The organism is Chryseobacterium sp. TB1-D10 (assembly GCF_059803555.1).
Map to the genome: position 1 here is coordinate 468,286 of NZ_JAPFHB010000001.1, position 14,788 is coordinate 483,073.

Here is a 14,788-nt window from a genome sequence, read left to right on the forward strand (position 1 = left end):
TTATTTATTTTCAACAATCTTTAAAGTAAAAAAAAAGTAGTGCCGTCATATTCATATGGACTCGCTATCTTTACAGCAAATGACCGAAACTAGATCTGCATCTATTACAGAGGTCGTAAAAAATTACGGCTCGCAACTCTTGCGCTTTATTAATTCTAAAGTGGCAAAGACAGAGGATGCAGAAGATATTCTACAAGAAGTTTGGTTTCAGACCAGCCGATTGACCAATCTTAATGAGTTGGAAAATGTCGGAGCCTGGTTATACTCAGTAACAAGAAATAAAATCATCGACAGTTATCGAAAGAAGAAAACAGAATCTCTGGAAGATTTTGTCTATCAGGACGAAGACGGCGAACTGAATGTAAAGGATATTCTCCTCGCAGATGACAGCAATAATCCTGAAGTTGGAATGTTCAAAGACCTGTTCTGGGATGAACTGATGAAGGCTTTGGACGAACTTCCGGAAAAACAAAAACGAGTTTACGTTCAAAACGAACTGGAAGATAAAACCCTGCAGGAAATTGCGGACCTAGAGGGCGAAAACATAAAAACAATTATCAGCAGAAAGTCGTACGCGGTCAAACATTTGCGAAAAAGATTGCAGCGACTTTATAACGATTTGAAAAATTAATTTTAAGAAAATGAACAAGCATAAAAAGAAATTTTGGTTAGCATTCCCTTGCGTGATTGTCGCAATTGGACTGTTTATTTGGTTTTTCCAATGGCTTTGGAATATGGTTTTGCCCGATGTTTTGGGTGTGAAATCGATTACTTACTGGCAGTCTCTCGGGATTTTAGTCATATCAAAAATCTTATTTGGAGGACTGGCCAATGCAAAAGAGAAGTTCAAAAATAGAAACAGATTTGGGAATGACGACAGGGAAATGTGGAAACAGAAATTGGAATCCAGATTTTGCGGAACAGAAGAAGAAAGAGAAAAAATGAAGCAGATGTGGAAACAAAGATTCGAGTCCAAGTTTTGTAGAGAGGAACGGGAACCGAACGAGAATAAAAGTTGATAGAAAAATAAAAATGCCTCATAGATTAGTGAGGCATTTTTTGTATTTGAAAACTGAGAAATCTTAGTTCTGTTTTTCCATTAATTTGATAAGGTTAAGCGCAGATCCCGCTTTGAACCAACCAATCTGTCCTGCATTGTAAGTGTGGTTTGTAATAATTACATCTTTGGTTCCATCAGCGTGAACAAACTCCAGAGATAATTGTTTACCCGGCGCAAATTGGTCAAGGTCTAAGAAGTTGATGGTGTCATCTTCCTGAATTTTATCGTAATCCTCTTTATTATCAAATGTTAGCGCCAACATACCTTGTTTTTTAAGGTTGGTTTCGTGGATACGGGCAAAAGATTTCACCAAAACTGCTCTTACACCAAGGTGTCTCGGCTCCATCGCCGCGTGCTCTCTGGAAGAACCTTCACCATAATTCTCATCACCAACTACGATCGTAGGAATGCCATCGGCTTTATATTGTCTTGCAGAATCCGGAACTGGTTTGTATTGTCCGTCCTCTTCATTTTTAACATTATTAGTTTCCATATTGAATGCGTTAACGGCACCTATCAACATATTGTTGGAAATATTATCAAGGTGTCCACGGTATTTCAACCACGGTCCGGCCATTGAAATATGGTCAGTCGTACATTTTCCGTAAGCTTTGATCAAAAGTTTTGCACCTGTAATATTTTTACCATCCCAAGGTGCGAAAGGCTCCAGCAATTGCAACCTGTCTGATGTCGGAGAAACCACAACTTCTACTTTGGAACCATCTTCAGCCGGAGCAATGTAACCCGGATCATCTACATCAAATCCTAATTTTGGAAGCTCATCGCCCTTTGGCTCATCAAGAAGGACCATTTCGCCATCTTTATTTTTAAGCTTATCCGTCAAAGGATTGAAGGTCAAATCTCCGGCGATTGCCAAAGCAGTTACCAATTCCGGAGAACCTACGAAAGCATAAGTGTTAGGATTGCCATCCGCTCTTTTGGAGAAGTTTCTGTTGAAAGAGTGAACGATGGTATTTTTCTCCTGTTTCTCAGCACCTTCACGAGCCCATTGTCCAATACAAGGTCCGCAGGCATTAGCAAAAACTTTACCACCGATTTCTTCAAAAGTTTTCAGGAATCCGTCTCTTTCTACTGTGAATCTTACTTGTTCAGATCCTGGTGTGATGGTGTATTCGGCTTTTACTTCGAGGTTTTTTTCTCCTGCCTGTTTTGCAACAGAAGCTGCTCTTGCGATATCTTCATAAGAAGAGTTGGTGCAAGAACCAATCAATCCAACTTCAATTTTTGTTGGCCATCCGTTTTTCTCAGCGATTTCTTTCATTTGAGAAATTGGTGTAGCCAAATCCGGTGTGAAAGGTCCGTTAAGATAAGGTTCCAAAGTATCAAGATTAATCTCTATCACTTCGTCATAATATTTTTGAGGTTCTGCAAGAACTTCAGGATCAGCTTTTAAAACGTGAGCAATTGCATCAGCTGCATCCGCCAAATCTTCTCTGTCTGTTGAGCGAAGATATTTGCTCATATTGTTATCATAAGCGAAGATCGAAGTGGTTGCTCCAACTTCTGCGCCCATATTACAAATCGTTCCTTTTCCGGTACAGGAAAGCGATTCTGCACCTTCCCCGAAATATTCTACAATAGCGCCAGTTCCACCTTTTACGGTAAGGATTCCTGCAACTTTAAGAATTACATCTTTAGCTGCAGTCCAACCATTTAATCTTCCTGTCAATTTTACACCGATCATTTTCGGGAATTTAAGTTCCCAAGCCATTCCGGCCATGACGTCAACGGCATCAGCACCACCAACTCCGATGGCAACCATTCCAAGTCCGCCTGCGTTCACAGTATGGGAATCGGTTCCGATCATCATTCCGCCAGGGAAAGCATAATTTTCTAAAACTACCTGGTGGATAATTCCAGCTCCGGCTTTCCAAAACCCGATTCCATATTTATTAGAAACAGATTGAAGAAATTGGTAAACTTCGTTGTTTTTATTTTCGGCTTCTATCAAATCTTTTGCTGCGCCAACTCTTGCCTGAATCAAGTGATCTGCGTGAACCGTCGAGGGAACAGCTACTGTTTTTTTTCCCGCCTGCATAAATTGTAAAAGTGCCATTTGTGCTGTTGCATCCTGCATCGCAACTCTGTCTGGTGCAAAATCTACATAAGAACCGCCACGTTTGAAAGCTTCTTTTACCTGCTTTGCATCTAAATGTGCACAAAGTATTTTTTCGGAATAAGTAAGAGGTCTTCCCATAAAAGCTCTTGCATCGTTCACTCTGGTTTCGAAATCAGAATAAACCTTTTTTATCATATCCAAGTCAAAAGTCATATCTCGATTTTATTTTATTATTGATTAATTTAGTTTTCCTCGATTTAAAGGGGAAAAGTTCGGGTAATAGCATTATCAAATTCTATTCCTACGATCGTCTGATTAAGATATATAGAATTAATGATGACAACATTTTACAACTATCAAGTTACTAAAAATTAAAGTTTCACATTTTAAATTTCAGTTAAAAAAATCATAAGAAGTTTAATCTGGAAATATTCTAAACAAAAAATGAAAGATCCTGAATCCAAAAGGACCAAGATCTTTCAATTTATATTATTTTAAAAACAGTCCTGAGACTTACTTGTCGTCAAATTAATTAGTGCCCAACTGCAACCAATTCTTTAATTGGCGGTGCAAACTTGGTCAGGTCGATACCTTCAACAGCTGCTTTGTACTCATCGATGTTAGGAATTCTTCCCATAATCGCAGAAAGTACTACAACCGGAGTAGAAGCCAAAAGAGATTCTCCTTTTTTACGTTCAGAATCTTCAACCACTCTTCCCTGGAAAAGTCGGGTAGAAGTTGCTAAAACGGTATCTCCTTTTTCCGCTTTTTCCTGATTTCCCATACAAAGGTTACAACCAGGACGTTCCAAATACATCATATTTTCATATTCTGTACGAGCCGCGCCTTTCGGAGCGTTATCATTAAATTCGAAACCGGAATATTTTTCTAATAATTCCCAATCACCTTCCGCTTTCAGTTCGTCGATGATATTATAAGTAGGAGCCGCAACAACCAATGGCGCACTGAATTCCACTTTACCATTTTGTCTTTCGATATTTCTAAGCATTTGGGAAACGATTTTTAAATCGCCTTTGTGAACCATACAAGATCCAACGAAACCTAAATCTACTTTTTTGTTCCCTCCGTAGAAAGTAAGATCTCTGATTGTATCGTGCGTATATCTTTTGGAAACATCTTCGTTGTTTACATCCGGATCGGCAATCATTGGTTCAGCAATGGCGTCAAGGTCAACTACAACTTCTGCGTAGTAGCTTGCATTTGAATCTGGTGTTAAAGCTGGTTTTTCACCGGATTTAATTTCAGTAATTCTCTTATTTGCTTTATTAATCAAACCTTGAAGAACCTGAAGATGGTTATCCATTCCTTTGTCGATCATAATCTGGATTCTGCCTTTTGCAATTTCCAAAGATTCGATCAAAGTATCGTCTTCAGAAATACAGATTGAAGCTTTTGCTTTCATCTCTGCAGTCCAGTCTGTAAATGTAAATGCCTGATCAGCAGGAAGCGTTCCGATGTGAACTTCGATAATTCTTCCCTGGAAAACATTTTCTCCTCCAAATTGCTGAAGCATCTGCAATTGAGTGGCGTGAACCACATCACGGAAATCCATATGCGCTTTCATATCGCCCTTGAAAGTGACTTTCACAGATTCCGGAATCGGCATAGATGCTTCACCAGTCGCTAATGCCAAAGCAACAGTTCCTGAATCAGCTCCGAAAGCAACACCTTTGGACATTCTTGTGTGAGAATCTCCACCAATAATGATTGCCCATTCGTCAATCGTAATATCATTCAAAACTTTGTGAATAACGTCTGTCATTGCGTGGTATTCGCCTTTCGGGTCACGAGCAGTAATCAAACCGAAATCATTCATAAATTTCATCAATCTTGGAATGTTTGCCTGCGCTTTTTTGTCCCAAACTGAAGCAGTGTGACAACCGGATTGGTAAGCACCGTCAACGATTGGAGAGATGATTGTTGCTGCCATTGATTCCAATTCCTGTGCGGTCATCAAACCAGTTGTGTCCTGAGAACCAACGATGTTAACTTCCACACGAACGTCTGAACCTGCGTGCAATAATTTCCCTGGTGCTACACCAACTGCATTTTTATTGAATATTTTTTCAACAGCCGTAAGACCCACACCTTCTTTAGTAATTTCTTTCGATGGTGCATAAACGGTAGGGATTTCAATCCCTAAGATATTTGAGGCCCAAGTCTGTAATTTTTTACCAAAAACGATGGCGTAAGATCCACCAGCTTTGATGAATTCCATTTTCTGAGGCGTGAATGACTTAGAAATGTCTTTCAGTTCCTGATCACCGTTGTATAATTTTTTTTCTTTGATATTAATGGTAAGAACGGTTCCGGTTGCAACAGAGTAAACTTCTTCAAGAATTGGTTCGTTGTTCTCATTACGAATCACATTCCCTTCAGCATCAACTTTTTTTACCCAGTTTTGAAGATCGATTCCAATTCCTCCGGTTACATCAACGGTCGTTAAGAAAATTGGAGAAATACCGTTTGTTCCAGCTACAATTGGTGCAATATTGACGAATGGAATGTATGGACTTGCTTGTTTTCCTGTCCAAAGTGCGACATTGTTTACCCCTGACATTCTGGAAGAACCCACACCCATTGTTCCCTTTTCAGCAATTAGCATTACACTTTTGTCAGGATGTTGTGCCTGCAAAGCTTTGATTTCCTGCTGAGCTTCTGGCGTCATCATACATAAACCGTGAAGTTCGCGGTCAGATCTTGAGTGCGCCTGATTTCCCGGAGATAGTAAATCTGTAGAGATGTCACCTTCTCCAGCAATATAAGTTACCACTTTTATTTCTTCCGGAGCTTCCGGAAGTTTTGTGAAAAATTCTGCTTGTGCGTAGCTTTCAATCAATTCTTTTGCGATTGCGTTTCCGTTGTGGAAAGCTTCTTTCAGACGATCTGTATCTGCTTCGTAAAGGAAAACCTGAGTTTTTAGAACTTCTGCTGCTTGTTTTGCGATGTTTTCGTCATTACCTAAAGCCAAATCCAATAATACTCTGATTGAAGGTCCGCCTTTCATGTGGGACAATAATACGAAAGCATAAGCAGGAGAAATTTCCAGAATTTCGGATTGTCCAAGGATAATTTCTTTTAAAAACTCAGCTTTAACGGTTGCTGCACTCGTAGTTCCCGGTAAAACGTTGTAGATGAAAAAGTTAAGAGAGTCTTCCCTGTGTGCGTTGTCTGAATCTTTGATTTGAGAAATGATCTCGCTTAGTAATTCTGCACTGTCAATAGGCTTCGGGTGAAGACCCAGGTTTTTTCTTTCTTCAATCTCTTGGATGTAATCCTGGTAAATATTCATAAATAGAAATTCTTTTAAATGTTAAAGGTAGATTTATAAACAGTTGTTAACAATCTGAATCAACTGTAATTCTACATATTTGTTTGTTGCATTCCGGCTTCTATTAAAAGTCGTGGCTTAGAAGGTTTCGACCCTTTTTAAACCGCACAAATTTACGAAATTATACGCTTTTAAACGATTGGATTAATTTAGATTCAGAATAAATTACATTTAATTTATCTATATTATCTATTTTCATCAAATTAATTTTTACTTTACAAATTGAAGTTACTAAACATTATGATTTTGAAAATCAATACATTAATTAAAAATAATAAAAAACAAATTGCTTTTTGTGTGTTTTTTACGTGTTTGATTTGTCTTTATTTTTTTATTGATCCTTCAAAAAGCGGTTATTTCCTCAAATGTCCGCTGAAGACAATTACTGGCTATGAATGTGCTGGTTGTGGTGTTCAGAGAGCGTTTCATGAATTGTTGCATTTCAGGTTTTCAGAAGCTTTCAAATTGAATCCTCTTTTTGTTATTTCTATCCCTTTTATCATCATTATTTCAATAATCAATTTTTCGGAAAATGAAAAACTAAAATCTCGCTTTACACGATTTATAAAAAGTAAATTTTTTGTTTATTTATTGTTAATAATAGTTTTAGTATTTTCGCTGCTGAAAAACACACACTTTTACAAAGATTTTATTTTAAGTCTTTAAAAAACACAAAAACGCGATGAAGAAATTATTAAGCTTGATTTTTACATGCTGTTTCCTTTTGGCTTCCTCTCAAATGAGGGAAGATCTTTTGCCTTCCCTAATTCCACAAAAAACTAATCAGAAAGCGGGTTACGTTGACCAGAATGGTAATATTGTTATCACGCCGGAGTATCACATTGCGATGTTTTTTTCAGAAGATTGCAATCTTCTCAATTCCCCAAACGAAGATGTCAGGATTTTTGGCTCAGCAGACTATGCAACAGTAGAAAAAGATCAGATTTCTTACAGGATTAATAAAGCGGGGTTTCGTGTTTATCAATACAAAAATTCTGATTTGGGAAAGTGCCTGCAACCGTACGAAGCGTACAAATACAAAGCTTTTGTTTTAAATGGAATGTATGGTCTGGTAAGCAAACAAAATATAGATGTCGGAGGTTACAAAGACTTTGATATCTATCCTCAATATCAGATGTTGTATGTGTTGGAAAGCGACCGGGAAAACCCAATGATTATCGCTGTCAAGAATGATAAATTTGGAATTGTAGATAAGCAGAATAAGATCATAATACCTTTTGTTTATAATGATATCAAAGCTAATTTTTCGTGGAAAACGGCCAATCTCTTTGAAGTTTCAAGGGATGGGAAAAATTATTTTTATGTTGATAAAAATAATAAAGCCTATTAATTCGAAAATATTTGTAATTTCGCAGTCAGAAATTTAAGGGGTGCTGTAACAAGCTGAGATTATACCCAATGAACCTGGAACAGATAATGCTGTTTAGGGATACTTTATTAATGAAAAATTAAGAATTAAAAATTAATTTCTTCATTATAAATTCTTCATTGTTAATTCAACGTCGCCCCTTTTATTCTAAAATAATTTTAACAAACAAAATTTTTTAAGAATGAAAGGTTTACTTTTTTTAGGAGTGTTCATCGCTCCGTTCTATTTTTCACAAACTACAGATTCTGTAGAAGTTACAAGCATCAAAGCTGTAGAATTTACAAAACGAACGCCGGTTGCGAAATCAATCATTAATGTCGAAAAAGATCTTGTGGACAAAAATCTGGGTCAGGATCTGCCAATTCTTTTGAAAAATCAAATGTCGGTTGTTTCCACTTCCGATGCAGGAAATGGAGTAGGTTACACAGGTTTAAGGATCAGAGGAACTGCGGGAACAAGCATCAATGTAATGCTGAATGGTGTTCCTTATAATGATTCCGAATCTCAGGGGACTTTCTTCGTGAACGTTCCGGATTTGACGAGTTCGGCTTCACAAATTGTGATTCAGCGTGGTGTTGGGAGTTCGTCCAATGGTGTTTCTGCTTTTGGAGCGAGTGTGAATGTGATTTCCAGAGATCCTGCGGACACTTTTTCTGTGAGAACGGATGATTCTTATGGATCATTCAACACGTACAAATATTCTGCCGAGGTCAATTCCGGGAAGTTTTGGAAAAACCGATTGTCTGTAATGGGAAGATACACGCGCATCCATTCAGATGGTTTTATTGACAGGGCTTTTTCAGATCTTCATTCTTATAATTTCTCGGCCTTGTTTCAGGAGAAAAATACAGAGTTGAGATTGTTGGCTTTCGGCGGAAAAGAAAAAACTTATCAAGCATGGAATGGAATTGACAAAGCAACCTGGGAAACAAATCCAAGATTCAATTATTCCGGAGCAATCTACGATGCCAACTGGGAAAGCATCACAGGATATTATGATAACGAGACAGATAATTACAGACAAAATCATTATCAGTTTTTGTGGAATCAGCGTTTCTCAGATGAGTGGAAACTCGAGACAACTGCGCATTATACAAAAGGAAAAGGTTATTATGAAAATTACAAACAGGGCGATCCTTTTGCGAGGTACAATTTGCCAAACCAAGTCGTAAACGGCGCAGAAGAAGAGTATTCGGATTTCATCAGAAAGAAATGGCTGGATAATGATTTCTATGGTGTGATCTCAACTTTGTATGGAAAGATTGGTGATCTTGATATTAATGTTGGTGCGGTTGCCAACCAGTACTACGGAAGGCATTTCGGAAATGTAACAGGCGTTTTTTTGCCAGAAATTAAAGAATCAGAATATTACAGAAACCGTTCTGTGAAAAACGAAGTTTCCGGTTTTGCAAAGGCTATTTATAAACTAGGTCAATTTGAAATTTTCGGAGACCTACAGTTGAGGAATATTGATTATGATACCAAAATTTTATTGGCTGGCGATTCTGAAGGTGCAGATCTTGAGAGAAAATGGACGTTTTTCAATCCGAAAGCAGGCGTTAATTATAATATAGAAAACGGAAAAGTATTTTTATCTTATGCCAACGCCCATCGCGAACCTAACAGGGACGATCTTTTCGCTAATCCTGATACGAAAGCAGAAACGCTTCACGACTTCGAAGCAGGATTGGAGCAGCAGGTTGGAAAGGTGGCTTTCACTGCAAACGCATATTATATGTATTACGAAGATCAATTAGTTTTGAATGGCCAGATCAATAATGTTGGTGAATTCATTAGAACAAATAGCGGGAAAAGTTACAGAGCCGGCATTGAATTAGGGGTTTTAGCCAAGTTTTCTAATAAATTACAATTGTCTGCAAACACCACTTTGAGTTCCAATAAGAATAAAGAATTCATTTCTGAAACCGATGAAGGTTTGGTAAATTACGGGAAAACAGACATTTCCTTTTCTCCAAATGTAATTGCAAACGGAAATGTCACTTATTCTCCTTTTAAGAATTTTAATCTTGGTGTTGCAGCACAGTATGTAGGAAAACAATTCCTAGACAATTCCGGAGACAAAGTGAACCAGTTGGAAGATTATTTGGTTCCGGATTTTAATGTTTCCTATAAATTGCCTTTCAAAAAAAATGAAGTGGTTTTGAGATTTTTATTAAATAATTTCACAGATGTGAAGTATGTCAACAACGGTTTCAGTGGACCATATTACTTCTCGCAAGCCGGAATTAACTTCATGTTTGGCGTTTCTATTAAGGTTAATTAAATTTTTTATATTTGATTATCAATTAGTTAATATAGTTTAGGGCTAAAATATCATTTTTTTATTTGTTAATTTAAAATTAATGTTAGTTTTACATTACGTTCATAGTGCTATTGTGAGAAGGCAAGAACGAATTTATATAGACCTTAAAAATTAACATTTATGAGAAAATTTTATTCTTTAGCACTTGCTTTAGTTGCAAGTGTAGCTGTGTCTGCACAGCTTACTACCCAAATCGTGAGTGCGGGTGTTTTTAAATTAACTTATGGTGCATCCAATGATTATACGTTTTATGATCCCGGGTTCCAAGTTCCAACTTTTTATGTTCATACATGGATTCTTTCAGCGGACAACTCTGCGAATATGTCTTATGATGATGCCTGGAGCAATTCTAACGTAACAATGAATTGGGATTCTACAGCAAATGCTTATGTGGGAACTATTGATCTAAATTCTAAGATGTTTACCAATAGCAATAACAAGGTTGCTGCAGGAACTACCGTTCAAAAGATAGGAATTGTGTTCAAGGATCAGCAGAATGGTGCCACGAAACAATCTGGTGATTCTTCCGTTCAGGGACCAACAACGCTTCCAACTTTAGCTGTTTCTGAGGCTGGCGGAAAATCAAAATCTCAGGTTACTGCCGGTAAGTTATTTACTTCTGCAAAAGGAAATATAGATCTTACGGTTTATGATTTCGGAGGTAAAGTGATCAAAACACTTAAAGTGAACGCCAACGGAAATCCAATCGATTTGAATATTTCTGAAAAAGGATTATTTCTGGTACAGATTTCCGGCAATAATGTTTCCGAAGTTGTAAAATTTGCAAACTAGACCTTAATTATTCATATCAAATTCAAAAGCTTGCCGTAAAAAGCAAGCTTTTATATTTTCTATAACCTCAAAAATTATGTAGTTTTGTGCCAAATGAATCTTGAGCATTATCTATATCAATATCTTCTGAAGCATCGCAAAGCAGAAGTTCCGGATTTTGGAGTTTTCGAACTTACAAAAGAATCTGCAAAAATTGATGCAGAGAATTCTATCATCATCCCACCAAAGGAGATCGTAAATTTCCAGTATAAGAGTGTGGATTCTGACCTTCTTGCCAATTATCTTGCGGATGAAATTAAAACAGACCTTGTTACTGCTCAGAAAAATCTGAAAAGCGAAGTCGAAAAATGGTTTCAGACATTAAAATCAGAACACAATCTGAAGCTGGAAAATATTGGACAGTTTCAGTTTGATGATCAGAATAACATCATCAAAATTAGTGAAGACAGCGATGACGTTTACGGCCTGGAAGCTATCAATATCAAGGCATTGAAGAATCCGGTTTCAAGTAAGAATTCTGTGTCCGAAGACTATTCTTTTAACAAAAATGTGATTTGGACATTCGTCGGTTTAATTATTATAGGATCCGCCGCACTTTTCCTTTTCGGAGATCGGCAGTTGATATTTGGTAAATCCTCACAGATTCCGTCAAAGAAAATTGTCAAAAAAGACGAGCCTAAAAAAGTTTTAGTAATTCCCAAACAAGATTCCACAAGACAAGACAGTTTAAAACAAACAACGAATGCAAAAATCCAAAAAGTCAGCAGATAGCCTTACGGTAATGACGAACATCGTCTTGCCCAACGAAACCAATTCTTTGAGAAATCTTTTCGGTGGCGAACTATTGTCAAGAATGGATCGTGCTGCATCTATCTCAGCCACAAGACATTGCGAAAGAAGAGTTGTAACGGCTTCTGTAAATCACGTGTCATTTAATCATCCCATTCCCGAAGGTGGAATTGTGGTTTTGGAATCCAAAGTTTCCAGAGCATTTTCTACATCTATGGAAATCTATGTAGATGTGTGGTTGGATGACCCGATTAATCAGACAAAAATTCAGACCAACGAAGGTATTTATACTTTTGTGGCTGTAGATGAGTTCAACCGCCCAATTCCAATTCCGCAACTTGAGCCGGAAACAGAACTGGAAATTGAAAGATACGAAGCTGCACTGAGAAGAAAGGAATTATCGTTAATCCTGTCCGGGAGAATGAAGCCAACAGATTCTATAGAGCTCAAAAAATTATTCTTGGGAGAGCAGTAATAAAATATAAACGGGCTTTGATTAGCCCTTTTTTTACATCTAATTTTATCAAATACAATGAAAATCCTTCAGCTCGATAAAAATCATCCATTAATTTCAGATCAATTGACTGCAAATGGTTTTGTGGTAGAAGAAGATCATATTTCTAATTATGATGAGGTTTTAAAAAAAATTCATAATTATGGAGGTATAATCATCAGAAGTCGAATTCCGTTGGACGAAAATTTCCTCACGAAAGCTTCTCATCTCAAATTCATTGCAAGGGTAGGAGCAGGAATGGAAAATATCGATCTGGAAACTGCAAACAAATTTGGAATCAAATTAATCAATTCTCCAGAAGGAAATCGAGATTCTGTTGCGGAACATGTTGTAGGCATGTTATTAATTTTAATGAACAGATTATTCATCGCCTCCAACGAAGTGAAAAACGGAATCTGGAAACGGGAAGAAAACCGCGGTGATGAATTGCTTGGAAAAACTTTCGGAATCATCGGTTATGGAAATATGGGAAAAGCTACGGCTAAAAGACTTTCTGGTTTTGGAGTTGAGGTTATCTTTCACGACATTCTTCCAAATCTTTCCGATGAGTTCGCTACTCAGGTTTCTCTTGAAGAACTTCAAAAACGAGCAGATATTCTCAGCCTTCATATTCCTTTGACATCCGAAACTCATTATTTGATTGATGAAGATTTTATTTCTAAAATGGAAAATAATTTCTATTTCATTAATACAGCTCGAGGAAAAAATTTAGAAACTAAAGCTTTAGTACAAGCGCTTGAAAATGGAAAAGTTCTTGGCGCTTGCCTTGATGTTTTGGAATACGAAAAGTCATCTTTTGAAAATCTGGAAACAAAAAATCAGGATTTGCAATTTCTTTTAAATTCTGAAAAAGTGATTGTTACGCCGCATATTGCAGGCTGGACTCATCAAAGTAAAGTTAAATTGGCTCAGGTCATTGTAGATAAAATCATTGCAGATTTCTCTGAGTAGGTTCGACTATCTTAGAATTTCATTGGTTTATTTAACATTTCTTAAGACAATTCCGCTCGGTCAAAATTTCATTTTATGTTAACTTGCGTGTCTTAACGAAGTTTGGATTATAATGAATTTTAGAAAAATTATTACACCGGTTTTATTAGCAATATCTGTTTTATCTTGTAAAAAAGAAAAGGAAACTCCAACAGAAACTTACGATTCCAAACTTCCGAACTTCGGTAATATAGATCTCAACAAAGTTTTCACTCCGGAAGAATTAACCTTTGCCAACCAAGCTGCAATTGTATCGCAGATTAATAATTACTACCAGAAAGTCTGGGAACAGGGCGATCTTAGCGGCGGAATTTTAGTGGCAAAAGGCAATAAAATTATCTTCGAAAATTACAGAGGATTTGGGAGAGAAGGCAAGCAAATGCCAATAGACGCAGACACACCGCTTCACGTAGCATCAGTCAGTAAAACAATGACGGCAATGGCAGTTTTGAAATTGGTAGAAGCCGGAAAAATAAAACTCGAAGACAATCTTACCAAATTTTTCCCAAAATTCCCTTATCCCGAAATTACTGTTTTCAGTTTGTTATCTCAAAGAAGCGGACTTCCAAAATACGAACATTTCGATCAGGGAATAAAACCTGCTCCGGAAGAACTTAAAAAAGAATTCATTACCAATCGGGACGTTGTGGATATGCTGATAAAATACAAGCCGGATCTTGCAAGATTATCTAACACCGGATTTATGTATTGCAATACAAACTTTGCGCTTCTCGCTTTGATTGTGGAAAAAGTAACCGCTACACCTTTTCCCGAAGCCATGCAGGAAATTGTTTTCAAACCTTTGAAGATGACACATACTTACATTTTCCAAAAGAAAGATGTTCCGACTGCTTCACAATCGTTTTTCAGTGGTTACAGACTTTACCCGTTAGATAAACTGGATTTGATTTACGGTGACAAAAACGTGTACACAACGCCAAGAGATTTGCTTAATTTCTCTGTCGCATTATATTCCAAAGATTTCTTGAAGCCGGAACTCGAAGCTAAGATTTTCGAACCGTACAGCAATGAGAAAAAAGGAATCAACAATTACGGTTTCGGATTCCGAATGAAGAATTTTGATAATGGCGAAAAACTCACGTATCACAATGGCTGGTGGCACGGAACCAACTCGGTTTTTGCACATCTTCTAAAATCGAAAGTCACGATCATTGCGATTGGAAACAAATATTCAGGGAAAGTTTATTCCGCTTTATCGCTTTCAGGATTGTTTGAAGATTTCCCTTTCGAGATGGAGAAATTCAATAAGACCATGAATCCAATTGGCGCTGAAAAAGATACAGCAGCGGCAGGAAACGGAGAATTGTAGAATTATTTGGGCGCCTTTATCCGCCTGTAGTTTATCCTGAGCTTGTCGAAGGGTTCCCGCTTTTTTCTTTATCGCTCAGGCAGCGATAAAGAAAAGAGCTCCGTTCCTTTAGATTTGTAATAATAAAATATGATTGGGAAAATATTAAATTTAGAAAGAGAAAAGCAT

Annotated in this window: 12 protein-coding genes; 10 read left to right on the forward strand and 2 right to left on the reverse strand. The window is 37.2% G+C overall.

What is annotated here, in order from left to right:
* Nucleotides 1-79: 79 nt before the first annotated feature.
* Nucleotides 80-631, forward strand: a complete 552-nt coding sequence (locus OPU68_RS02195) for an RNA polymerase sigma factor (RefSeq protein ID WP_498472316.1) — start codon at nt 80-82, stop codon at nt 629-631.
* A 10-nt stretch (nt 632-641) separates the two neighbouring features.
* Entirely contained in the window at nt 642-1,019 is a 378-nt protein-coding gene (locus tag OPU68_RS02200) for a hypothetical protein (protein WP_498472317.1), read from the forward strand.
* A gap of 63 nt (nt 1,020-1,082) precedes the next feature.
* On the opposite strand, the gene OPU68_RS02205 is transcribed toward OPU68_RS02200, so the two are convergent.
* Together OPU68_RS02205 and OPU68_RS02210 are read right to left on the reverse strand one after the other, a co-directional pair.
* Entirely contained in the window at nt 1,083-3,353 is a 2,271-nt protein-coding gene (locus OPU68_RS02205) for an aconitate hydratase (RefSeq protein ID WP_498472318.1), read from the reverse strand.
* Nucleotides 3,354-3,672: 319 nt separating this feature from the next.
* Entirely contained in the window at nt 3,673-6,453 is a 2,781-nt protein-coding gene (locus tag OPU68_RS02210; RefSeq protein ID WP_498472319.1) for a bifunctional aconitate hydratase 2/2-methylisocitrate dehydratase, read from the reverse strand.
* 279 nt (nt 6,454-6,732) lie between these two features.
* Here OPU68_RS02210 and OPU68_RS02215 point away from each other — a divergent pair, with 279 nt between their 5' ends.
* The 8 genes from OPU68_RS02215 (at nt 6,733) to OPU68_RS02250 (ending at nt 14,620) form a co-directional block, all read left to right on the forward strand.
* Nucleotides 6,733-7,158, forward strand: a complete 426-nt coding sequence (locus tag OPU68_RS02215) for a DUF2752 domain-containing protein (protein ID WP_498472320.1) — start codon at nt 6,733-6,735, stop codon at nt 7,156-7,158.
* A gap of 16 nt (nt 7,159-7,174) precedes the next feature.
* On the forward strand, nt 7,175-7,843 hold the full coding sequence (locus OPU68_RS02220; protein ID WP_498472321.1) for a WG repeat-containing protein: 669 nt from the start codon (nt 7,175-7,177) through the stop codon (nt 7,841-7,843).
* A gap of 220 nt (nt 7,844-8,063) precedes the next feature.
* Nucleotides 8,064-10,166 carry a TonB-dependent receptor gene (locus tag OPU68_RS02225; RefSeq protein ID WP_498472323.1) on the forward strand — a complete coding sequence of 701 codons (2,103 nt, stop codon included), beginning with the start codon at nt 8,064-8,066 and terminating at the stop codon, nt 10,164-10,166.
* Between the two features lie 159 nt (nt 10,167-10,325).
* Complete coding sequence (locus OPU68_RS02230) at nt 10,326-10,997, forward strand: T9SS type A sorting domain-containing protein (RefSeq protein ID WP_498472324.1); 672 nt, start codon at nt 10,326-10,328, stop codon at nt 10,995-10,997.
* Nucleotides 10,998-11,090: 93 nt separating this feature from the next.
* A complete protein-coding gene (locus OPU68_RS02235) occupies nt 11,091-11,768 on the forward strand; it encodes an HU domain-containing protein (RefSeq protein WP_498472325.1) in 678 nt (225 codons plus the stop codon).
* The gene (locus OPU68_RS02240; RefSeq protein ID WP_498472326.1) at nt 11,740-12,261 is read left to right on the forward strand and encodes an acyl-CoA thioesterase; all 522 of its coding nucleotides are present in this window, start codon (nt 11,740-11,742) and stop codon (nt 12,259-12,261) included. The genes OPU68_RS02235 and OPU68_RS02240 overlap by 29 nt, the downstream gene beginning before the upstream one ends.
* A 57-nt stretch (nt 12,262-12,318) precedes the next feature.
* On the forward strand, nt 12,319-13,251 hold the full coding sequence (locus OPU68_RS02245) for a 2-hydroxyacid dehydrogenase (protein ID WP_498472327.1): 933 nt from the start codon (nt 12,319-12,321) through the stop codon (nt 13,249-13,251).
* A gap of 112 nt (nt 13,252-13,363) precedes the next feature.
* Complete coding sequence (locus tag OPU68_RS02250; protein ID WP_498472328.1) at nt 13,364-14,620, forward strand: serine hydrolase domain-containing protein; 1,257 nt, start codon at nt 13,364-13,366, stop codon at nt 14,618-14,620.
* Nucleotides 14,621-14,788: the final 168 nt, after the last annotated feature.